At 58.8% G+C, this 20,749-nt stretch carries 20 protein-coding genes and 1 pseudogene; 11 read left to right on the top strand and 10 right to left on the bottom strand.

Annotated elements, in window-relative coordinates:
• Nucleotides 1–63 precede the first annotated feature (63 nt).
• Nucleotides 64–570 carry a MarR family winged helix-turn-helix transcriptional regulator gene (locus tag FQK12_RS18820; RefSeq protein WP_014226703.1) on the top strand — a complete coding sequence of 169 codons (507 nt, stop codon included), beginning with the start codon at nucleotides 64–66 and terminating at the stop codon, nucleotides 568–570.
• Between the two features lie 304 nt (nucleotides 571–874).
• Here the strand turns inward: FQK12_RS18820 and FQK12_RS18815 are convergent, their stop codons facing one another.
• Nucleotides 875–1,336: an Lrp/AsnC family transcriptional regulator gene (locus tag FQK12_RS18815; protein ID WP_014226704.1), complete on the bottom strand. Its 462-nt coding sequence runs from the start codon at nucleotides 1,334–1,336 to the stop codon at nucleotides 875–877.
• Between the two features lie 149 nt (nucleotides 1,337–1,485).
• On the opposite strand from FQK12_RS18815, the gene FQK12_RS18810 reads away from it, so the two are divergent.
• Nucleotides 1,486–2,097 (top strand): LysE family translocator, encoded by a 612-nt coding sequence (locus FQK12_RS18810; RefSeq protein WP_014226705.1) that lies wholly within the window; start codon nucleotides 1,486–1,488, stop codon nucleotides 2,095–2,097.
• A gap of 113 nt (nucleotides 2,098–2,210) precedes the next feature.
• Here FQK12_RS18810 and FQK12_RS18805 read toward each other — a convergent pair whose 3' ends face one another.
• Together FQK12_RS18805 and yjdI are read right to left on the bottom strand one after the other, a co-directional pair.
• The gene (locus FQK12_RS18805) at nucleotides 2,211–2,483 is read right to left on the bottom strand and encodes a GNAT family N-acetyltransferase (protein ID WP_014226706.1); all 273 of its coding nucleotides are present in this window, start codon (nucleotides 2,481–2,483) and stop codon (nucleotides 2,211–2,213) included.
• 11 nt (nucleotides 2,484–2,494) lie between these two features.
• Nucleotides 2,495–2,725 (bottom strand): 4Fe-4S mono-cluster protein YjdI, encoded by a 231-nt coding sequence (yjdI, locus tag FQK12_RS18800; RefSeq protein ID WP_004134525.1) that lies wholly within the window; start codon nucleotides 2,723–2,725, stop codon nucleotides 2,495–2,497.
• A gap of 268 nt (nucleotides 2,726–2,993) precedes the next feature.
• Here yjdI and FQK12_RS18795 point away from each other — a divergent pair, with 268 nt between their 5' ends.
• From FQK12_RS18795 to FQK12_RS18780, 4 genes are read left to right on the top strand one after another with little or no spacing between them, the layout of a single operon-like run.
• Entirely contained in the window at nucleotides 2,994–3,266 is a 273-nt protein-coding gene (locus FQK12_RS18795; RefSeq protein WP_014226707.1) for a YtcA family lipoprotein, read from the top strand.
• Nucleotides 3,267–3,272: 6 nt separating this feature from the next.
• On the top strand, nucleotides 3,273–4,301 hold the full coding sequence (mdtN, locus tag FQK12_RS18790; RefSeq protein ID WP_014226708.1) for a multidrug transporter subunit MdtN: 1,029 nt from the start codon (nucleotides 3,273–3,275) through the stop codon (nucleotides 4,299–4,301).
• A gap of 9 nt (nucleotides 4,302–4,310) precedes the next feature.
• Entirely contained in the window at nucleotides 4,311–6,248 is a 1,938-nt protein-coding gene (locus tag FQK12_RS18785) for a multidrug transporter subunit MdtO (protein WP_014226709.1), read from the top strand.
• Complete coding sequence (locus tag FQK12_RS18780) at nucleotides 6,245–7,723, top strand: MdtP family multidrug efflux transporter outer membrane subunit (protein WP_014226710.1); 1,479 nt, start codon at nucleotides 6,245–6,247, stop codon at nucleotides 7,721–7,723. The genes FQK12_RS18785 and FQK12_RS18780 overlap by 4 nt, the downstream gene beginning before the upstream one ends.
• Here the strand turns inward: FQK12_RS18780 and FQK12_RS18775 are convergent.
• Nucleotides 7,720–10,431 (bottom strand): LuxR C-terminal-related transcriptional regulator, encoded by a 2,712-nt coding sequence (locus tag FQK12_RS18775; protein WP_014226711.1) that lies wholly within the window; start codon nucleotides 10,429–10,431, stop codon nucleotides 7,720–7,722. The two genes, FQK12_RS18780 and FQK12_RS18775, sit on opposite strands and share 4 nt — an antisense overlap.
• 167 nt (nucleotides 10,432–10,598) lie before the next feature.
• Between FQK12_RS18775 and FQK12_RS18770 the strand changes: the two genes are divergently transcribed.
• Nucleotides 10,599–11,378 carry an acetoin reductase gene (locus FQK12_RS18770; protein WP_014226712.1) on the top strand — a complete coding sequence of 260 codons (780 nt, stop codon included), beginning with the start codon at nucleotides 10,599–10,601 and terminating at the stop codon, nucleotides 11,376–11,378.
• Between the two features lie 40 nt (nucleotides 11,379–11,418).
• On the opposite strand, the gene FQK12_RS18765 is transcribed toward FQK12_RS18770, so the two are convergent.
• The 6 genes from FQK12_RS18765 to deoC form a co-directional block, all read right to left on the bottom strand.
• Nucleotides 11,419–12,972, bottom strand: a complete 1,554-nt coding sequence (locus FQK12_RS18765; RefSeq protein WP_004124798.1) for a peptide MFS transporter — start codon at nucleotides 12,970–12,972, stop codon at nucleotides 11,419–11,421.
• A gap of 497 nt (nucleotides 12,973–13,469) precedes the next feature.
• Entirely contained in the window at nucleotides 13,470–13,892 is a 423-nt protein-coding gene (locus FQK12_RS18760) for a hypothetical protein (RefSeq protein WP_014226713.1), read from the bottom strand.
• 267 nt (nucleotides 13,893–14,159) lie between these two features.
• A complete protein-coding gene (locus FQK12_RS28010; protein WP_014226714.1) occupies nucleotides 14,160–14,513 on the bottom strand; it encodes a hypothetical protein in 354 nt (117 codons plus the stop codon).
• Entirely contained in the window at nucleotides 14,494–15,267 is a 774-nt protein-coding gene (locus tag FQK12_RS18750) for a DeoR/GlpR family DNA-binding transcription regulator (RefSeq protein ID WP_009654966.1), read from the bottom strand. The genes FQK12_RS28010 and FQK12_RS18750 overlap by 20 nt, the downstream gene beginning before the upstream one ends.
• A 61-nt stretch (nucleotides 15,268–15,328) precedes the next feature.
• Nucleotides 15,329–16,834, bottom strand: coding sequence for a xylulokinase (locus tag FQK12_RS18745; protein ID WP_014226715.1), 1,506 nt, complete (start codon nucleotides 16,832–16,834; stop codon nucleotides 15,329–15,331).
• 53 nt (nucleotides 16,835–16,887) lie between these two features.
• On the bottom strand, nucleotides 16,888–17,637 hold the full coding sequence (gene deoC, locus FQK12_RS18740; protein ID WP_014226716.1) for a deoxyribose-phosphate aldolase: 750 nt from the start codon (nucleotides 17,635–17,637) through the stop codon (nucleotides 16,888–16,890).
• A gap of 363 nt (nucleotides 17,638–18,000) precedes the next feature.
• Here deoC and FQK12_RS18735 point away from each other — a divergent pair, with 363 nt between their 5' ends.
• From FQK12_RS18735 to FQK12_RS27710, 4 genes and pseudogenes are all read left to right on the top strand, one after another.
• Nucleotides 18,001–18,801, top strand: a complete 801-nt coding sequence (locus FQK12_RS18735) for a DeoR/GlpR family DNA-binding transcription regulator (RefSeq protein ID WP_014226717.1) — start codon at nucleotides 18,001–18,003, stop codon at nucleotides 18,799–18,801.
• Nucleotides 18,802–18,910: 109 nt separating this feature from the next.
• Nucleotides 18,911–19,600 carry a D-allulose 6-phosphate 3-epimerase gene (gene alsE / locus FQK12_RS18730; RefSeq protein ID WP_038422994.1) on the top strand — a complete coding sequence of 230 codons (690 nt, stop codon included), beginning with the start codon at nucleotides 18,911–18,913 and terminating at the stop codon, nucleotides 19,598–19,600.
• An 11-nt stretch (nucleotides 19,601–19,611) separates the two neighbouring features.
• Nucleotides 19,612–20,553, top strand: coding sequence for a ribokinase (locus FQK12_RS18725; RefSeq protein WP_014226719.1), 942 nt, complete (start codon nucleotides 19,612–19,614; stop codon nucleotides 20,551–20,553).
• 36 nt (nucleotides 20,554–20,589) lie between these two features.
• Nucleotides 20,590–20,749: pseudogene (locus FQK12_RS27710) on the top strand (L-fucose:H+ symporter permease); the annotation flags it as partial.

Genomic DNA, 20,749 nt, shown 5'->3' with positions numbered 1-20,749 from the left:
AAGGTAAATTGTGGCCTAAGTATGTATCGATATTTATCTTGATATCAAGACAAGTGAGCATTAATGGACAAATCACCGCAGACCGACGCCGTGGATCGCATTCTTGAACAGTGGAAACGGGAACGCCCCGATCTCGATTGCAGTCCGATGGGGCCATTTGGCCGCCTGAAACGCTGCGCGCTGCTGCTGGAGCCGCGCATTGAAGCGGCTTTTCTTCGTCATGATTTAGTGCGCTGGGAGTTTGATATGCTGGCGACTTTGCGGCGGGCGGGCGAGCCGTTCGTGCTGTCGCCCACCCAGCTCTTTTCAACGTTAATGATCACCTCCGGCACCATGACCCATCGTCTGAAGGCTCTGGAAAAACGGGGGTTTATTCGCCGTCTGCCAAACCCGGACGATGCGCGCAGCATGCTGGTCGCGCTGACGCCAGAGGGGCGAGAGTTAATCGACAGGGCGGTGGAAAGTCACGTGGCGAATGAGCGGGAGCTGCTAAGTGGGCTCTCCGCGGCGCAGCGCCAGCAGCTCGATGAAGCGCTGACGGTTTTTATGCGCCTGCTGGAAAAAGAGTAATACCCACCCGCTTTGAATAAGGCGCTTACCTTGTTGCTGGATGGCGGTTGACGAAGCACCACCGTTATTTCCCGGAGGCGATGCTTGCGCATCTGTCCGGGCTACCGGCCCGCAGACGGCGGTGAACCCGTAGCCCCGGTAAGGCGCGTCAAGCGCCGCCCCCGGGAGCCGGGCGCAGAGTAGCTGAATTTCCCGGAGGCGATGCCGCGCATCTGTTCGTGCTACCGGCCCGCAGACGGCGGTGAACCCGTAGCCCCGGTAAGGCGTTAGCCGCGACCGGGGAGCTGAGCGCAGAGTGGCATAATCACCCCTTACCGAGCGGAAACGGGCGATCCTGCACAACCGTTTTCATCACCAGCGTCGACCGCAGGTGCTGCACGCCGGGCATTGCCGAGAGTTTGTCATCATACAGCTTCTGGAACGCCGGGAGATCGCGGGTTACCACGTGCATCAGGTAGTCCGGATCGCCAAACAGGCGCTGCGCCAGCACGATTTGCGGTATCTCTTCCACCGCCTCCTCAAACGCGCTTACCGCTTTCTTATCGCCCTCTTTTAGCGTCGCGAAGACGATCGCCAAAAAGTTAAAGCCCATTTTGGCCGGATCCAGATTGGCCCGATAGCCGGTAATCACGCCTTCCTGCTCCAGCGTCCGCAGCCGTCGATGACAGGGCGAAAGGCTAAGATTCACCCGCTCGGCCAGCTCGGTTATCGACAGCCGCCCGTCAGCCTGTAGCTCAGCAAGAATTTTTCGATCGATGCTATCCATTTAGAAGATTTTCCCTCAGAAGAACGCCTTAAAGCATAACATTAAAAGCTCATTGCGCAATAAACTCGATATTCTTTCCCTCAAACAACCGCCGCTTAACGAGGGAAAATGATGGAAAATTGTTGTCAGCACGCAGAGGCGGGCCGTCCATGGAAATGAGCTTTATCGCCAGCTTTTGGCTGGTCTCCTTTCTGCTGATCATCACGCCGGGCGCTGACTGGGCCTATACCATCAGCGCGGGGATCAACGGACGGCGCGTGATACCCGCCGTCGCCGGGCTCATGTCTGGCCACCTGCTGGCCACGCTGATCGTCGTCGCCGGAATCGGCGTGTTAATCGCCAATCATCCGCTGGCGCTGTCGACGCTCACGCTGCTGGGCGCAGGCTATCTGATGTGGCTGGGGATCGCTATTTTGCGCCATCCGCCAACGCCAGGTGCACAGCAGCACAGCGCGGGCAGCTGGAATCGCTGGGCGATTAAGGGGTTATGCATTAGCGGCCTGAATCCAAAAGTCTTTCTTCTGTTTCTGGCCCTGCTGCCGCAGTTTACCGACCCACGGGGAAGCTGGTCGCTAGCCCAGCAGATGTCGGCGCTAGGCGGTATTCATCTGGTAACCTGCACGCTGGTCTATTTACTTGTCGGCTACGGCGCCAAAGCGCTGTTAGCGACCCGGCCCCAAATCGCGCAAAAGGTCAGCATCGCTTCCGGGGTGATAATGGTCGCCATAGCCGCCCTGCTGTTTCTGGAGCAGCTGAGGTAGGGGGCGGGGAACGTTCGCAATTTAACGGCTATCCGTTCAGGCAGCGACTCAGTGGCATTAAATTCACCGTTGCCTTATTAAACGTGGTTGCGCCAGCATGCTGGCGCATTTATTCAGGCGCGAATATCGTCGTACTCGCGAGTATTATCAAATTCATGTTTGGCAAACGGGCACAGCGGAATAATTTTACGCTGCTCACCGCGCATTTTTTCCACCACTTTCGCCACCAGCTTTTTTCCCACCCCCTGGCCTTTCAGGCTGGGGTCGACGTCGGTGTGTTCAATAATGCTGAGGTGCTCGCCCGTGGGCACAAAAACAATTTCCGCCACCTGCTTCCCGTCGGCGTCATTGACGTAAAACTTGTTATGACCTTCCAGTATTTCCATCATTTCCTCGCTTATTTTTGGCGATACTTTAGTGCGCCGCTCGGGCAGGTATCAATAACCTTAACCACCGTGGCCACGTCCACTTCATCCGGGACGATCCACGGTTTGCGTTTCAGGTTGAAAAGCTTCGCGCTACCGCGCACGCAGTTACCCGAGTGCTGACAGATATCGGTGTTAAAGTAGACGTCGATTTTCTCGCCGGTATAGGCGCGATAGCCCGCTTCCAGTAGTTCTTTATCCATGACATTGCCTCAGTCCTGACTATTTTTTAGCTTTGGCTCTAAGCATAGCCCTGCCAACAACCGCTGACTATCGGCGACGGGCGAAATTTATATTCCAGCGGCCTCACGCCATTAATGCAGAATGAATGATTTTCTATGCACTCGTTATCCAAAGAAAATGTTCTGTTTATCGATGAAATACAGACGCTTCGGTTATATCTATCTTTTATTTCCCCGGTAGGGAGATTACACTCATTTCACCTTAACCCGAGCACTCAGGTATTCAGTCTTGAATCGCATTGTAAAGCTGCCGCGCCCTACGCTCTTATTCTTGCTATTTACGCTCTCCGGCTGCTCATTATCCCCGGCGATTCCGGTATTAGGCGCCGCATTCCCGGGCTGGTTTTTCTGCTTAACAGGCGCCGCGCTGTTACTTATTCCCTGCCATATCCTGATTGTGCGTAAAGGATGGCAGTCGCGATTTTCTCCGCTGGTCTTCAGCTATCTGGCGCTGATGTTCCTGTTCGCCACGATTCTGTGGTTCCTGCTCTTCGTAAACTAGATACCTATGACCTCATCCCGCTCAAGCGTTATCCGCAAAAAATGGCCCCTGCTGGCGCTCGTTCTCGCCGCTATCGTGGCGCTGATTCTGGTTATCTGGCAGCTGCAAACCTCGCCGGAAACCAACGATGCCTATGTCTATGCCGACACCATCGACGTGGTGCCGGAAGTGAGCGGGCGGATAGTCGAGATGCCGATTCGCGACAATCAGCGGGTAAAAAAAGGCGACCTGCTGTTCCGCATCGACCCGCGCCCCTACCAGGCGATGCTTGATGATGCCAAAGCGCGGCTGACCACGCTTGATGCGCAGATTATGCTGACCCAGCGCACGATTAAAGCGCAGGAATATAACGCGCAGTCGGTCAGCGCCGCCGTTGAACGGGCTAAGGCGCTGGTTAAGCAGACCACCTCTTCACGCATTCGCCTTGAGCCGCTGGTACCGCAAGGGTTTGCCTCCCAGGAGGATCTTGATCAGGCGCGAACGGCAGAAAAAGCGGCGCGCGCCGAGCTGGAAGCCACCCTGCTGCAGGCCAAACAGGCTTCCGCCGCCGTGACCGGCGTCGATGCCATGGTGGCGCAGCGGGCGGGCATCCTCGCGCAAATTGCGCTGGCCGAGCTGCACCTCGAATTTACCGAAGTCCGCGCGCCGTTTAACGGCGTGGTGGTGGCGCTGAAAACCACGATCGGCCAGTACGCCTCGGCCCTGAAGCCGGTCTTTACCCTGCTTGATGACGACCACTGGTACGTGGTGGCGAACTTCCGCGAAACCGATTTAAAAAACGTGCGGCCCGGCGTTCCGGCCAGAATCACCGTGATGACCAACCACAGTCGCGCCTTCGAGGGCGTAGTCGACTCGGTCGGCACCGGCGTTCTGCCCGACGGCGGCAGCGTGATTGAAGGCCTGCCGGTGATCCAGAAGAGTATCAACTGGGTCCACGTCTCCCAGCGCTTCCCGGTCAAAATCGCCGTTAAAGACCCCGACCCGAACCTGTTTCGTATGGGCGCCTCCGCCAGCGCCGTTCTGCAGCCGCAATAAGGAGACGGCATGCAGAGCTTGTGGCCCTTTCTGACCCGGGAACTCCGCGATGCGCCGGGGCGGGCGAACTACACCCTGCGCCTGACGCTCAGCTGCGCGGTGCTGATTGTGCTGTTTATGACGCTGCATATTCCCTTCCTCGCCGTCGCGCTGATCGTGGTGTTTTACGTCAGCCAGCCGAACGTCCTGATGATCAAACTGGTAAGCGTGGTTTTCGTGGTGACCGTCAGCGTCGCGCTGGGCGGCGTGCTGCTGATTATCAAATGGACCTATGACTATCCGCTGATCCGCCTGGTCGCCTCGGTGATCCTGTTCTTCTGCGCCATTTACCTGATGCGGGTGCTCGGCAAGCTCGGGCTGGCGTTTTTCGTGGTGGCGCTGGCGGTCATCTACGCCCAGACCTTCCCGTCGATGACCAGCCAGAGCGAAATTCTGGTGCGCCTGCTGCTGTGGCTATGGGTGGCGATCAACACCGCGATTCTGGTGACCCTGCTGGTCAACGCCTGTTTCCAGCAGGCCTTTCCCGGCTATCAGTTTAAAGCCCGGCTGGTGGTGATGCTCCGCCAGACGGCGCGGCGCCTGAGCCAGCCGGACGATGGCACGCCGCCGCCCACCGTTACCGAGATTGCCGGGCAGTTTAACCAACTGCGGTCCCTGTATCAGCAGGCCGCACGCGCCACGCCGGAGATTGCCGCCAGCCCGCAGGCCTGGCAGTCGCTGATGGCCGCCGCGCTGAGCTGCTCTCATTTGACGGCGCTGCTCCTGCCGGGCGACGACCATCCCGATGCGCGTCGGCGGATAGCCAGCCAGCTTAACGCGCTGGCGGATAATCTGCCCGCGGCGGCGGAGGTCCAGCCGCTGATTGTCCCGCGCGACGGCGCCAACAGCGCCATTTTGCAGGAGATCGCCGAGGTTCTGGCGCGGCTGGCGCGCGGCGAAACCATCCCGCTGCCGCAGGGCGAAGTGGAAAAAGCGCCGCTGCTTTTGCCGGACGCGTGGTCCAATCCGGCCTATCTGCACTTTGCCCTGAAAACGCTGCTGGCGACGCTGCTGTGCTACGTTTTTTACACCGCCGCCGACTGGCAGGGCATCCACACCATCATGCTGAGCTGCGTGATCGTCGCCCAGCCGGGCCTGGGCGCCACCATGCAGAAAACGTGGCTACGCATCGGCGGCGCGCTGCTGGCCACGCTGATTGCGCTGCTTCTGATCGTCTTTGTGCAGCCCTGGACCGATTCGCTGAGCGGCCTGCTGGCGATGACCCTGCCGGTCTTCGCGCTGGCGGCGTGGATTGCGGCGGGATCGGAGCGCATCGCCTACGCCGGCATTCAGATAGGCTTTACCTTCGCGCTGGCGTTCCTGAGCTGGTTTGGTCCGCTCAGCAACCTTACCGAGCTGCGCGACCGGGTTATCGGCATCCTGCTCGGCGTGCTGGTTTCCTCCATTGTTCATCTCTATTTATGGCCCGATAGCGAAGCGCCGCAGCTGAAAGCGCGTCTGGCCCAGCTGTATCGCCAGCTGGCGCAAACCCTCGCCGCCCGCGACGATGAAGTTCAGCAGGTACCGCTGTTTGCCGCGCTGACCGAGAGCGAAACCTTAATCAACCGGGTGGCCGCCGAGCCGCTGGGAACCTATGCGCACCCGTGGCCGGAAGCCAAAAGCTGGCCGGCGCGGGCAACCTTTCGTCAGGCAGAGGAGATCCTGCGCCTCAGCGAAGGCTATCGCCTCTACGCCGCGCCGGAAGATACTTTTTTAGCCCGCTGCGCCCGGCGGCTTGAAGCCTACGCCAGCGATATCGATGCGCAGCAAAATACCGTTGAGCGCGTTCAGGCGCCGCAGCCGGATCCGGCGAATCCGTTCGGCGCGCCGCTGGTCAATGCGCTGGCCGCGCTGCCCACGTGGCCGCTTGCGTCTTCCGTTATTCCGCGACAGGCAACCCGATCATGACGAAAACCACTCCTCTTCCGCGCGTCTGGCGCTCCCTGGCGCTTGCCTTCGCCCTCACGCAATTAGCCGGCTGCGCGTTAATTCAGGACGATCCTGGCCAGGTACCGCTGGTCAACCCGCAGCAGGCCGAGCTGGCGAAGGTGATCCACCTGGCGAACAGCGGCTGGCCGACGGCGCGGTGGTGGGAAAGCTATCAGGATCCCCAGCTCAATATGCTGGTTAATCGCGCGCTGCAGAACTCTCCTACTATGCAGGCGGCGCGGCTGCGTATTTCGCAATCGCAGTCCACGGTTGAGCTGGCGCAGTCGGCAATGGGCATTCAGGCCACCGCCGTGGCGGCGCAAAACCGCCTGCGGGTGACCAATAAACAGTTTACCTGGCCCTACTCCTTCTCCCTGCCGGTGGATAAAAACGGCCCCTGGTACACGCTGAATACGGTCGGCGTCGGAGCGACGCTGAATATCGATTTATGGGGCGCCGACCGCGCCCGCGTCGCCGCCGCGATTGGCGAAAAGAATGCCCGCCAGGCGGAGACCGCCGGTATCGAGCTGGATCTCGCCAGCAGCGTGGCTCAGCTCTATTTCGCGATGCAGGCAACTTTTCAGAAAATCGAATTACTCAACCAGCTGGAGGCTATCGCCCGCCTCTCGGTGCAGGCGCACGAGCATCGTACCGCGCGCGGCGTCGAGGATAGCGTCGATGTCGCCAATGCCCAGGCGGAGCTGCTGGCGGCGCAGCAGCAGGTGATTACGGCGCAGGGGACGCTGACGCAGTACCGGGAAACCCTGCGGGCGCTGATCGGCGCCGATGCGCATAGCATGCCGGAGATTCACCCCGTGGCGCTGCCGACGCTGCAGGAAACGCTCCCGGACTCGCTCTCGTTTGAGCTGCTGGCCCGCCGCCCGGACCTGCAGGCGCTGCGCGGCTACGTTAGCGCTTCCATGAGCCAGGTGGACGCGGCAAAAGCGGCCTTTTACCCGCACTTTGATATCAAGGCCTTCTGGGGCTACAACGCGCTGAGCGTCGGCGATCTGTTTAAGTCCTCATTCCAGCAGATCAATATACTGCCGGGGCTCTATTTACCGCTGTTTGACGGCGGGCGCTTAAACGCCAACCTGAAATCGACGCGTACGGCGAGCAATATTTTGATTAAGCAGTACAACCAGGCGGTGCTGGACGCGGTGCGCGACGTGGCGATTAGCTCGAGCCAGCTGAACGATTTGAACCAGCAGGCCGCCCTGCAGCAGCAGAAAGTGACGGCGGCGATGGTGACCACCCGCAGCGCCAGCGCGCACCATCAGCGCGGGCTGGTCAGCTACTATGCGGCGCAGGAGGCGCGTCGCCCGGCCATCGCGCAGCAGCTTTTGCTGCTGGATATCCAGGCCCAGCGGCTCAGTACCGATATCACCTTGATTAAAGCGCTGGGCGGCGATTATCGCGGCCCGGCGCAGAGCGAGAACGCCCCATCGCGCTAGCTTAACAGGCGCCATTCGCGCGCCTGGTTTACCGCCTGGATGCGCCCCTTCACCTGCAGCTTTTCATACAGCTGCTTAAGGTGCCATTTGACGGTTTCCGCCGAAATGCCCAGCTCGCGCGCGACGCCCTTGTTGGAATGGCCGCTGGCAATCAAACGCAGGGTCTGCTGCTCCCGTTCAGTCAGGCGCAGCGCGGGCGGCTGCGGACGCGCCGTATCAATCACGATCCCGGCGGCGGCGAAGCGGGACAGCAAAGCGACGATATCGGCGGTCAGCGCATCATCCGCCGCGCCGCGCTTGTGCATCTCCGCCAGCAGCGCAGCCATCTCTTCCCTCCCCTCCAGCAGGCTGCGCCACAGCCCCTGACGCAGCGCGCGCGCAAGCGCCGGTCGGCAGACAGCCATCGCCTGCTCCCGCTCGCCGGCACGCCAGAGGGCAAGCGCCTGTTTGAGCCGCAAACGCACGGCGAACAGCCACTCGCCGCTGGTTTCCCGCACGCCGGCCAGCGTATCCAACAGCCGGGCGGCGGCCTGCGGTTCGCCGGCGGCGATAAGGAGACGGCTCTGGCTGAGCGCGATATATCCGCCGGCAGCCTCCGTCTGGCTAAGGGTCTGCAGGCGAAGCAGCAGCGCGTCGGCGGCCAGTTTGTCGCCCGCGTGAAGGGCAACGGCAATCCGCTCCGCCAGCAGCGGAGCCTGCGCCCGCAGCCAGCCGCGCTGGGCCGCCAGCCCTTCGGCATGCAGTAATAGTGATTCGGCTTCCGCCAGTCTCCCCATTTCACGGGCCTGACGGGCCAGGATGATATAGCCGCGGCTAAGGCCGTCGGGCGGACAGAAGTTGTCGATGGTCTCCAGACGCGGAACCAGCAGGCTTTGCGCCTGCTCGCCCTTCCCCTGCTCCCAGGCGATCTCGGCGAGAATGGGCGCCAGGGTAGCGCCGCTGCTGGCGTTCTCGCCGGTATGCTGCTCCGCATAGCGCAGCGCCCCCGCGGCCTGACGTTCCGCTTCGGCGAGATTCCCCTGGCGCAAATAGCTCTGCGCCATGACAAAGGCCCGGTAGACCGTCACGAACAGGTTGCGGTTAGCAACGCTGACGCCGGATACCCGCTGCTGCACCTCCAGCGCCTGCTGCGGCCGGGAGTCCGCCAGATGGCAGTAGCTGAGGATGTTGCACACCAGGCCATCAACCCAGATATCGCCGCAGGGCACCTCGCGCAGCAGCGGTTCGACAATAGCGATACTGCGGGCAATATTGTCGGCAAAGGCTTCGCAGATCGCGCGAACGACCCGCAGCTTCACCCACGAGCTGTGGGCCAGCGCCCCGCCATGCGCCGCCGATTGCGTCTCAATGGCGTCGAGCAGCTGGCGAGCGTCGCTAAACCGGAAGCGGTGGGCTAACGCCCAGGCCAGATTAAGCTGAAGCTCGATGCGCGACGGGTCGAGATTGGCTGGCAGGTAGCGTATCCACTGCACCAGGGTATCGATATCCCCCTCCTCCGCCAGAGACTGCGCGCCCGCTTCCGCATCCCTGGCCGCCGATTTTCCGGCGGCCAGCGCATGGCGTATCGCCTCGGCCCACAGCTGCTGCGAGGCGAACCAGGCGCTGGCGCGATCGTGCAGCTGGCGAATATCAATATCCCCGCCGTGGCGCAGGCGATGCAGCAGCGCGTCGCGCATCAGCGGGTGATAGCGAAACCAGCGGCCGCTGTCGTCCAGCGCGGAAAGAAACAGATTGTGCTGCGCTATCCACCTCAGCATCTCGCCGCCGTTATGGCGGCCGCAGACGGCATCGCACAGATCCGGATGCAGGCGATTAAGCACGGAGGTATGCAGCAGGAAGTCGAATACTTCGGGCGGCAGCGGCGCGAAAATCACTTCATCCAGATAGCGGGAGATTGACCGCGAGCCGGCGCCGAGGCCCATCGCCGTAGACGCGTCCGGGGAGAGCGCGGCCATTTTCATTCCCGCGACCCACCCTTGTGTGAGCGCGATAAGCCGGGGGATCGCCTGCGGATCCAGCCCCGACGCGCCAGCGAAATAAGCGCGGGCTTCGCTGGGGTTAAAGCGCAGCTCCGGATCATAGACCTCCAGCAGCTGGTCCTGCATATGCAGACGGCTCAGGGCTAAAGGCGCCTGACTACGGCTACCGATAAGCAGATGCAGCGCCGGCGGCGCATGGTGCAGCAGCCAGCTCATTCCCTGATGAATCGCCGGGTCGCTGATGCACTGATAGTCGTCGAGGATCAGGTACAGCGGGTGCGGGCACTGATTAAGCTGATTAACGAGCTCAGCAAAGAACAGGGGGAGCTCGGCCGGAAGCTCACCTTGTAACAGATGCAGAAACGACGGGCTCCACCCCTGCCACAGCGGCCGCAGCGCCTCCTGTAGATAGCGCATAAACAGCAGCGGCGCGTTGTCGTCCTCTTCAAGGCTCAGCCAGGCCAGCGCATCCCCTTGTCGAAGGCGGTGCCGGTACCACTGCGCCAGCAGGGTGGTTTTGCCAAACCCGGCGGGCGCGCGCAGCAGGGTTAAACGGCGGGAGACGGCGCCGTCGAGGCGCTGCAGCAGGCGCTCCCGCGACAGCAGGCTTTCCGGCGTACGGGGCGGCGTAAAGCGCGTGGAAATAAGCGGCAGCGTCCCGGTGAAACGTAAAGGTTCCTGATGAACAAACGCTGTCAGTGAATCATCCGCCGAGGGTAAAAAAGCCATACCGCGATTACTCCTTAAATCCAGTCCGTACGCTCATTATCCCCCCCATCAGGGGGGTAGGCCACGCTTATTGCGCCCGATAGAGTAGTGCCATTCGCCGCAGCGGCTACGACGACATCGGCCGCGGGCCTCCCTGGTTTATTAATCAGTACAAGGTGAGTACAGACATGGCTATCGAAAATAAAGTTGCGCTGGTGACCGGCGCCGGTCAGGGCATTGGTCGCGGTATCGCGTTGCGTCTGGCTAAAGACGGCGCGTCGCTGATGCTGGTCGACGTGAACCCGGAAGGGATTGCCGCCGTCGCCGCCGAAGTGGAAGCGCTGGGGCGCAAAGCGGCCACCTTCGTCGCTAACATCGCCGACCGCGCGCAGGTGTACGCCGCCATTGATGAAGCGGAAAAACAGCTCGGCGGCTTTGATATTATCGTGAACAACGCCGGGATTGCCCAGGTTCAGGCGCTGGCCGATGTGACGCCTGAAGAAGTGGACCGCATCATGCGCATCAACGTTCAGGGAACCCTGTGGGGCATTCAGGCGGCGGCGAAAAAATTCATCGATCGTCAGCAGAAAGGGAAAATCATCAACGCCTGCTCTATCGCCGGTCATGATGGTTTCGCGCTGCTGGGCGTCTATTCCGCCACCAAATTTGCCGTACGCGCCCTGACGCAGGCAGCGGCGAAAGAGTACGCCAGCCGCGGCATCACGGTTAACGCCTACTGTCCGGGGATTGTGGGAACCGGAATGTGGACCGAGATCGATAAGCGCTTCGCCGACATTACCGGTGCGCCGGTGGGCGAAACCTATAAAAAATACGTGGAAGGTATCGCCCTTGGCCGCGCCGAAACGCCGGACGATGTGGCAAGCCTGGTCTCTTATCTGGCAGGCCCGGACTCCGATTATGTTACCGGTCAGTCGATTCTGATCGATGGCGGTATTGTTTACCGTTAAGGGATAAACCCGGCGCAGAACGCGCCGGGTTTTTGCGGGATTACGCGTTAGCCGCGGGCTCCTGCGGCTTGTCGCTGCGGGTGTTTTCCAGCATCCGGCGAACCGGAACAATCAGCAGGCACAGCACCGCGGCGCAGATCAGCAGCGCAATGGAGCAGCGTGCGAACAGGTCAGGCAGCATATCCAGCTGATCGGCCTTCACGTGGCCGCCAATCAGGCCCGCCGCCAGGTTACCCAGGGCGCTGGCGCAGAACCACAGCCCCATCATCTGGCCGCGCATTCTTTCCGGCGCCAGCAGGGTCATGGTCGCCAGGCCAATCGGGCTAAGGCACAGCTCCCCCAGCGTCAGCATCAGAATACTGCCCACCAGCCACATCGGCGAAACGCCCGCGCCGTTGTTGCTCAGGACGTTTTGCGCCGCCAGCATCATCAGGCCAAAGCCCGCCGCCGCGCATAAAATACCGATAACAAACTTAGTGATGCTGCTCGGACGGACGTTTTTGCGCGCCAGCGCAGGCCATGCCCAGCTGAATACCGGCGCCAGCAAAATAATAAACAGGGCGTTGATCGACTGGAACCACACCGCCGGGATCTCGAAGGAGCCGAGCATACGGTTGGTATAGTCGTTAGCGAACAGGTTAAACGAGGTCGGTTTCTGCTCAAACGCCGACCAGAAAAAAGCGGCGGAGATGAGCAGGATAAAGCATACCAGCAGGCGGGCGCGCTCTTTGCGGCTCAGTCCGGCGAAGACGAACAGGTAGATAAAATAGAGCACCACCGACGCCGCAATCACGTAGACCAGCACGCTGGCGACCGCCACCGGGTTAATCACGATAACGCCCTGGGCAATCAACGCGATGATAACCGCCACGCCGACCGTCAGCGCCAGCAGCCATGCGCCGACGCCGTTTCGTTTCACTACCGGGCTGTTCCAGGTGGAGTCGAGGCCGACTTCGCTGTCGTAGCGTTTCATCGCCGGAACGGCAAAGACGCGGAAGATAATCAGCGCCACCAGCATCCCGATACCGCCGATGCCGAAGCCCCAGTGCCAGCCGTGAGATTTAATCAGCCAGCCGGAGATCAGCGGGGCGATAAACGACCCCATGTTGATGCCCATATAGAACAGCGAGAAGCCGCCGTCGCGGCGCGCATCGCCTTTCTTGTACAGCGTACCGACCATCACCGAAATACAGGTTTTGAACAGGCCGGAACCGAGCACGATAAACATCAGGCCGATAAAGAACAGGCTATCCCCCATCACCGCCGACAGCGCGATGGAGAGATGGCCGAGGGCGATCAGAATCGAGCCGTACCAGACCGCCTTTTGTTGCCCGAGCCAGTTATCCGCCAGCCAGCCGCCGGGCAGCGCGGCAAGATACATGGTCCCGGCAAAGATCCCGACAATGGCCGACGCGTTCTCGCGCGCCAGCCCCATCCCGCCGTCATAGACGGTGGCCGCCATAAACAGGATCAGTAATGGTCGAATACCGTAAAACGAGAACCGTTCCCACATTTCGGTGAAAAACAGCGAACCGAGGGGGTAAGGATGACCAAAAAAGGTCCGAGTTTCATTTTTATTAACAGAGGAATGCATAACTTCTCCCAAAGATGTCCGCAGCGCTTTAACGCAGCGGAAAGCGTGTTGGCCTTTTATACACAAGGCCAATCATTCACATTTAATGTGACGTAATTTAACCATTTGATAACCTAATAATGGTCCTGTCTAGTCCCTTCCCCCAACTTTTTAGATGAAAAGTCGACAAACGTCTACTTTTACAGATTTAAAGTTGGCGAGAGAGGAAATGTGATTGACAGAGGCATTCATGACAAAAATGATACTTTTTCATTTATTTACAGTGAGTTAAGAAATCACCCTGGCAACTTCATCCCGCCAGAAACCCCGGGCGATAAAAGGGGTAAAAGCGGGAAAAAACAGCATTAATGGGGGCTTTATTGAGTAATGCCGTTTAATGACATTCTCAACGACTCAAACCAGGGGGAACTCGCGGCAGGGAATATTCCAACCTGCAGCCGGAAGAACGATCGAAGCGAGCATCCCGGCTCATTGGCCCATTGACGGAGAGGAGATATCTACAGATAGCGGATCAAAAAGACGATAAGCTCCTCAATCAGCTGTGGCTTCATGACTCTAAAAATATACTTAAACTTTTTATGCGATATTTTTACAATGCGCCATTTCGCTTTTGATGCCGTCAGCCGCAGGGTGAGCCTGACTTTCAGCGACAGGCTTTCTTCAGATACAATAATCCGCACTTTATTTCTTGCGTAGTCATATTTGAAACTAATATCAAAAAAGAAACCATCGTTTGCCACGGTGATTTTTTTGGCATCGCCAAAAGAACCCTTGGTAACTTTATTATCAGGATTTGCTTTTAGATGTGACAATATTGAGACATATAAGCACACGAATTTTATTTTAAACTCACGCCGCTGTCGCTTTATTTTCTCCTTTTCCTTCCTTAATCTTTCCAGGCTATTTGTCATCGAACTCATTTATTCTTCCTGCCATATGATTTATATCCTATATAATCACCAGCGAGGTTTTTAAGACAGGATAGCATCACGATAATTCTCCATGCGAATAATCAGACAACGCCTCAGAATGTTATTTCTGTAGCGTTCGGTAGTATCCGCTCATTATGGCTTGCATAATGACAATATATAAAATATGGTTTTTACTGTCATAACGCGATTCTGACATAAAGATTGAAATAAAATCCACTTTTTATTTCATTGGACATGTTTTTCAGAAGTTTCGCGTTACATTTTAAATGTGCGGGTACTAAGAATTATATTAGCTACGCGCATAATGTATTGAAAAATTTTAAAAATGAGGGAAACCAGCGACCCGTTTGTTCGTTGACGGATAAGCCGATGATCCCTAATGGCATAGAGGAACGTTTGAGGGGCTATACCCTTCAGGGGGGTATCTTTCCTGTACGCCACTATCAACGACGCTTTAATCCAGCGCGCTTTAATTGCGCTATATTCGGGAGAAGCCGTCACTTTCTCCAGCGCCGGGTTGATACGCGGCGCAATACCGAGCCCTTTACCGTAGTACTCCGGATCGGTGCGCCGCTGCCGGAACAGAACGCTAGAGGTGCGCCTCTTCATCCAGGGAGATCACCTGAATGCCGGCATTACGATACGCCTGAACGTCATCGGGCAGACGATCGACCACCACGGTATCAATACGATCCGCGGCGGTAAACTGGGCAAGCGAGGTATTATTCAGTTTGCTGTAGTCGCAGACGATAATCACCTGGCTGGCGTGTTCAACCATGCCGCGTTTCGTTTCTGCCAGCATGATATCGGCCACGCAGGCGCCGTGTTTCAGCGACAGCGAATTGGCGCCCATAAACGCTTTATCGACGTTCAGGGTATCAAGAATGGAGCGTCCGTTGATCGCCACCACGCAGTGGTATCCCTTCTTCACGATCCCGCCCAGCAGAATGGTTTGAATAGAGGGGCTGGCTTCCAGCTCGCGGGCGATTTGGTAATCGTTGGTGACCACCGTGACGTTTTGTCGGTCGCGAATATTGCGCGCGATATGCAGGGTCGTCGTGCCGGTATCCAGCACGATAATGTCGCCATCCTCAACCAGCGCCGCCGCGCGCTGGCCGATCCGCTCTTTCGCGCTGAGGTTGACAATTTCACGCGCATCCGACGCCTGTTCAAAGCTCGCCCGCGTGCGAAGAACGGCGCCGCCGTGGGTACGGGTCAGCAGTCCCTCCTCTTCCAGCTGGCGGAGATCGGCACGAATGGTGGCGCCAGATACATTAAAGACGTCACACATCTCAGAAACAGCCACTTTGCGTTTTTCCCTGAGAATACTGAGCAACTTCTCCTGTCTTTCTTCTGCAAACATTCTGCCTCTCTCTTATTTACGGCACGTTACGCGCGACGCGGCGCTGGCTTACCGTTGCTTATCAGTCGGGTCCTGCGCTCAGGGCATCCAGCCTGTCGTATAAGGCGGCGGATTGCCGGTAGAGCGTATCAAAAAGCTCGCTGCAGGCGTGGTAATAATCCCGCAGACGGGGATCCGGCGAAATCAGCTTATCGAACTGCACCGTCTGCCTCACGCCGCTGGCAAAATCCGCGTACAACCCCGCGCCAACCCCGGCGATAATACCGCATCCGGTGACGCCATTCTCCTGATTGCGCGTAGATAATATCGGAAGATTGTACGCCGCGGCTTTGATTTCAAGCCACAGCGGGCTGCGCGCGCCGCCGCCGGAAGCGATCATTTGTTGCGGATATTGCCCGCACGCCTGCAGCTGGCGCAGATTGCGCCAGGACGCAAAGGCCACCCCTTCCAGGACCGCGCGGAATAAATGACCGCGGCGATGCTTGCGCTGCAGGCCGAAGAACTGCGCCCGCGAGTTCGTGTGTTCGGCCAGACGCTCTCCCGTCAGATAGGGAAGAAAGAGCAGCCCTTCCGCACCGGCCGGCACCGCCGCAGCTTCCTGCAAAAGCTGCGGGTGGGTAATCTGGTTATCGGCAAGCGCCAGCCGCGCCCAGCGGACGGCATCGCCGCCGGCGTCGAGAATCGTAAATCCGCCCCAGGCCGCGTTAGCCAGATGAAGGTTATTGACCAGCGGGTGGCGTAACGGCCGCGGCGACACTACGGTGATCAGCGTCGACGTGCCGGTGGAGTCGGACGCCATCCCCGGCTCATATACTCCCGAGCCCAGCAGAGAGGCCGCCATGTCCGACGTACCGGCAACCACCGGGATCCCTGGCGGCAGGCCCGTCAGGCCGGCGGCGCGTGGGGTTACCTGGCCGATAATGTCGCTGGAAAGTTTGAGGTCCGGTAGCTGATCGACCCGCAGGCCAAACGTTTCGCAGGCTTGCGAAGACCAGGCGCGGGTTTCGCTGTCCATCAGGAAATAGCAGGACGCCTCGCTATAGTCGGTCGCCAGGGCGCCGGTCAGCATGAAATTAATATAGTCCTTCGGCATCAACACCTTGGCGAGCTTTGGCCAGCGCTCCGGATGATGTTCACGCCACCAGGCTAATTTGAAAGCGGGCCAGGCCGCCGCGGGCGGATTATTTAAATGCGCCAGCCACGTTTCCCGCCCTTCGCGCGCGGTAAAAGCTTCCACCTGCGGCTGGCTGCGCTTGTCATTCCACAGCAGCGCCCTGTCCTCCACCAGCTCGCCGCGATCGTCCAGCAGGACGGTGCCGTGCATCTGCCCGCAGGCGCCAATAACCGCAATCTGCGCAGCCGTTTCAGGATAGCGGTAAAGCACCTCGCGTATGCAGTCGCAGGCGGCCTGCCACCATAAAGACGGGGCCTGTTCTGACCAACCCGCACGCGGCGTGGTCTGTTCATACTCTCTTTGCGCAAAGCCGACCATCGTGCCGTCAACGCGCAAAAGAGCGGCGCGGGTACTGCCAGTGCCAACATCAATCGTGAGTATTTTATCTTTCATCACTGACTCCGGTGACGTCTTAAGGCGGGCCATCAGGCCCGCGGTCTCTCAGTTTAATCGGCGTTCAGCTCGGGAAAGCGTTCCGGGTGCTGCTCCAGTTCAGCCAGCACCTTTGTGACCGCGCCATGGCTCATGCCAAAGCGGCGGACGCCAAGCTGGTACAGGGCGCGCACCGTTGCCAGATCGCGAATCCCCCCGGCGCCTTTGATATCGATTCGCCCTTTAAGCTGGTCGGCAATAATGCTGACTTTTTCCACCGTCGCGCCGGTCGGCGCCCAGCCGGTGGAGGTTTTGACCCACTTCATCCCCACCTCTACGGCGATATCGCACACGCGGCGGATCTGCTCCTCATTGAGATAGTGCGTTTCGAGGATCACCTTCGCCGGTACCGGCGCGGCGGCGTCCACCACGCGGCGCAAATCTTCGCGCACATAGTCATAATCGCCGGATAACACTTTGCCGATATTCACCACCATATCCACTTCGCGGGCGCCATCGGCAATCAGCTGCCGCACTTCCTGAACCTTGGTGTCAGTCGCATGCCCGCCGCCGGGAAAGCCGACCGGCCCGCCAATCATCACCTCTCCCGTCCCCTGCTGCGGCAGCAACGTACTGAGAAAACGCGTCCAGCAGGGCAGAACGTGGACGGAAATAATGTTGTATCGGGCTGCCAGCTCGGCGCAGGCGCGAACGTCCGCTTCGGTACTGGTGGCCTGGACTGCGCTCAGGTCGACTAAACGTGCAAAACGTCGGGTTGTTTCATTCATGGTTTTATCCTGCTCTTTGTTTTTAGTTGCTTTCATTTAATGCTCTTAATCGGCTTAAATCCATTTAAAAACGCACCAAATGAAAATAACGTGATCAAATTAGCATTTTTTTATTTTCATTTGCTTTTAATTAGCAGATGGGAAATGAGCGATGCCCTTGATGAACGGGCGTAAACGGGCATAAACGGGCGCAAAGGCAATATTGCATTTATTTTTGTTTGTTTTTGTTTATGCCTGAATAAAGGGCGAGAGAGCGAAACCGCTGCCGGATATGACGCCAAAATGCGTACGCTGTCACATTGACCGGCGACAAAACGGTCGCCTTCGCCGGATATTCCGGAGGTCTCAACGCCCTACGCAAGGGAAAGGTAATCTGATTATGTACTTCAGGAGAAAGCTATGTTGCCGCTGGAACGTCATCGTTTGATTGTTGAACTGCTGGGCCAACGCGGCGTGATGCGGGTGAATGAGATTGCGCAAGCGACTCGGGTCTCCAGGGAAACGATTCGCCGCGATCTGAGCGAGCTGGAACGGAAAGGGATTTTAAATCGGAGCCATGGCGGAGCGCTGGCGGCGGAGAACCCGCTGCCGGCGATCCGAGCGGCGTCGCCCGCCCTGCCGGTCGAAGATAGCCAGGGAAGCTTTCAGCAGAGAACGCTGCTGCACAGCGAAGGAAAAATGCGCGTTGCCCGCAAAGCGCTGCAGTGTCTCCAGCCGGGACAGACCATCGTCCTGGACGGCAGCAGCACCAGCTGGTTTTTGGCCCGGCAGATGCCGGAGATGACGCTAACGGTTATCACGCCCTCTATCCGCATCTTGCAAACGCTGATGAGCAGACGCTCGTTGCATCTCGTGGGACTGGGGGGCGATTTTTCCCCGACCGAGGAGGCATTCTTCGGTGAAACCGCCTCACGAACGCTGCGCGAGTACGCCGTCGATACGCTCTTTTTCTCCTGCCAGGGGCTGGAGCGCGATAGCGGTTTATATGCGGGTACGGAAGCCCACGCCGCCCTGTTGAAACAGATGATGCTGGCCGCCCGTCAGACCGTGGCATTGGTCGACGGCAGCAAGCTGGGGCGAACAGGCGTCGCGCGGATCGGCGGATTGGGCGAGCTGGACTGTTTAATCACCGAAAAGTTTGTCGATCCGCTGCTGGAAAAAGAGATGACCTGGCATAACGTCGGGCTACAGATCGCCTGAGTACGCCGTCATGACGTGACGGTGACTACGCGCATTGTCGAAACGCTGCTTCCCGCGGCAGGGCCAGACTTTGCCTGAAATCAGCCACTACCGGAATAAAAGAGGCCTTATGCGTTATTACCTTTCTCCTTCGCTCATGTGTATGGACATGATGAAGCTGGCGGAACAGCTGCACTTTTTAAACGGCAAAGCCGACAGGCTGCACGTCGACGTGATGGACGGGCACTATGTGAAAAACCTGGCGCTATCGGCCAGCTTTGTGGCGCAGATTCGGCCCTATACGCCGCTTCCCATCGATGTCCACCTGATGGTCGAAGAGCCCACCCCGTTTATCCCGGCGCTGATAGAAGCCGGAGCAGACGCCATTTCCCTGCATCCGGAAACCATCTGCCGCGAAGCTTTTCGGGTCATCAATATGCTTCGCCAGGCGGGGAAAGAGGTGGGGATGGTGCTCAATCCCGCCACGCCGGTTGAGAGCATCCAGCACTATCTGCATCTGCTCGATAAGGTCACGGTGATGACCGTCGATCCGGGCTATGCCGGTCAGCCGTTTATTCCCGAAATGACCGCCAAAATCGCGCAGCTTCATCAGCTAAAAGAGAGCCGCAGCCTCAACTTCTTGCTGGAAGTCGACGGCTCATGCAACCGCAACACCTACCGTGAGCTGCTGGGAGCCGGGGCGCAGGTATTGGTGATGGGCAGCAGCGGTTTATTCCGCCCGGATATGCCGCTCGAGCAGGCCTGGGAAAAAATGTCCCGCGATCTGTCCGCCGCGCTGCACTCCCCCGAGCACGTATAAAGGAGCGAATGATGTCAGGAAAAGTCTGTGTTTTTGGTTCATTCAATTTCGACATGGTGGCCAGAGTGGAGCGCTTTCCGGTGCCGGGCGAGTCGTTAGTGGCCTGCGGGAGCATGACCAGCGCCGGCGGAAAAGGGGCGAACCAGGCCACCGCCGCGCTAAAAGCGGGGGCGAATGTTCACTATATCGGCAAGATTGGCAATGATACCTTCGGCCATTTTGCCCGTCGTCATCTGAAGGGCGTGGGGTTTAACGCCGTGACGCTGCTGGTCGCCGAAGAGGTCCCCACCGGCAATGCGCTGATTTATGTGGCCGGCAACGATGCCGAAAACATGATTGCCGTCGACCCCGGCGCGAATATGACGGTGACCGATGATGAAATCGCCGGCTGCATTCCCGCTATCGGCTGCGCGGATGTGGTGCTGGTTCAGCTGGAGAATAATCTTTCCGCCATTGAACAGGTCGTTGACGCCGCGAAAGCAGCCGGGGCCTTCGTGGTGCTCAATCCCGCTCCCTGGCAGCCCGTTGAGCACGCCTTTCTAAGCAAAGTGGATCTGCTTACGCCGAACGCCACGGAGGCCGGGTTAATGACCGGGCGCCGGGTCGACTCTCTGGCGGCCGCGGCCGAGGCCGCCGATGCGCTGCATGCTCAGGGCGCGCGCAACGTCATTATCACCCTCGGCGCAAAGGGCGCCCTGCTGAGCGAGCAGGGCGTGAAATCCCCTATTCCATGCTTTCCTTCTCATCCCCGCGATACCACCGGCGCGGGCGATGCCTTTAACGGCGCGCTGGCGGCGCGTCTGGCCTGCGGCGAGCCGCTGCATAGCGCGGCCCGATTTGCGGCGGCCTACGCCGCCGTCAGCGTCGAAAAGCAGGGCGCATCATCTTTACCGGATTACCAGGAGGCACGAGAACGGCTTTTACGTGCCGCCTCTGATTATGAAATGGCTTAAACCCTACTGTATAAAAACCATTAAGAGGATAGCTCAATGAGTACGCTAATCACGGATAAGGTCGATAAAGCGGCGGTCCACAATGAAAAACTGGACGCCAGCGCGTATTTACCGCACACCCCCTGGCTGCAATTTTTACTGGTCTGTTGCCTGTTTGCGCTCTGGGGGATGGCGGGCAACCTGAATGATATTTTGA

The sequence above is a fragment of the Klebsiella sp. ME-303 genome (assembly GCF_007910085.1).
In the GTDB taxonomy this organism is placed as follows: Bacteria; Pseudomonadota; Gammaproteobacteria; order Enterobacterales; family Enterobacteriaceae; genus Klebsiella; species Klebsiella michiganensis.
This window is presented reverse-complemented; position numbering and strand designations above follow the sequence as displayed.

Bases quoted from the DNA above. Each gene is read 5' to 3' on its own strand.
- FQK12_RS18820 (WP_014226703.1), top strand. From the start codon at position 64: ATGGACAAATCACCGCAGACCGACGCCGTGGATCGCATTCTTGAACAG.
- FQK12_RS18815 (WP_014226704.1), bottom strand. From the start codon at position 1,336: ATGGATAGCATCGATCGAAAAATTCTTGCTGAGCTACAGGCTGACGGG.
- FQK12_RS18810 (WP_014226705.1), top strand. From the start codon at position 1,486: ATGGAAATGAGCTTTATCGCCAGCTTTTGGCTGGTCTCCTTTCTGCTG.
- FQK12_RS18805 (WP_014226706.1), bottom strand. From the start codon at position 2,483: ATGGAAATACTGGAAGGTCATAACAAGTTTTACGTCAATGACGCCGAC.
- yjdI (WP_004134525.1), bottom strand. From the start codon at position 2,725: ATGGATAAAGAACTACTGGAAGCGGGCTATCGCGCCTATACCGGCGAG.
- mdtN (WP_014226708.1), top strand. From the start codon at position 3,273: ATGACCTCATCCCGCTCAAGCGTTATCCGCAAAAAATGGCCCCTGCTG.
- FQK12_RS18785 (WP_014226709.1), top strand. From the start codon at position 4,311: ATGCAGAGCTTGTGGCCCTTTCTGACCCGGGAACTCCGCGATGCGCCG.
- FQK12_RS18780 (WP_014226710.1), top strand. From the start codon at position 6,245: ATGACGAAAACCACTCCTCTTCCGCGCGTCTGGCGCTCCCTGGCGCTT.
- FQK12_RS18775 (WP_014226711.1), bottom strand. From the start codon at position 10,431: ATGGCTTTTTTACCCTCGGCGGATGATTCACTGACAGCGTTTGTTCAT.
- FQK12_RS18770 (WP_014226712.1), top strand. From the start codon at position 10,599: ATGGCTATCGAAAATAAAGTTGCGCTGGTGACCGGCGCCGGTCAGGGC.
- FQK12_RS18765 (WP_004124798.1), bottom strand. From the start codon at position 12,972: ATGCATTCCTCTGTTAATAAAAATGAAACTCGGACCTTTTTTGGTCAT.
- FQK12_RS18760 (WP_014226713.1), bottom strand. From the start codon at position 13,892: ATGAGTTCGATGACAAATAGCCTGGAAAGATTAAGGAAGGAAAAGGAG.
- FQK12_RS28010 (WP_014226714.1), bottom strand. From the start codon at position 14,513: ATGAAGAGGCGCACCTCTAGCGTTCTGTTCCGGCAGCGGCGCACCGAT.
- FQK12_RS18750 (WP_009654966.1), bottom strand. From the start codon at position 15,267: ATGTTTGCAGAAGAAAGACAGGAGAAGTTGCTCAGTATTCTCAGGGAA.
- FQK12_RS18745 (WP_014226715.1), bottom strand. From the start codon at position 16,834: ATGAAAGATAAAATACTCACGATTGATGTTGGCACTGGCAGTACCCGC.
- deoC (WP_014226716.1), bottom strand. From the start codon at position 17,637: ATGAAAGCAACTAAAAACAAAGAGCAGGATAAAACCATGAATGAAACA.
- FQK12_RS18735 (WP_014226717.1), top strand. From the start codon at position 18,001: ATGTTGCCGCTGGAACGTCATCGTTTGATTGTTGAACTGCTGGGCCAA.
- alsE (WP_038422994.1), top strand. From the start codon at position 18,911: ATGCGTTATTACCTTTCTCCTTCGCTCATGTGTATGGACATGATGAAG.
- FQK12_RS18725 (WP_014226719.1), top strand. From the start codon at position 19,612: ATGTCAGGAAAAGTCTGTGTTTTTGGTTCATTCAATTTCGACATGGTG.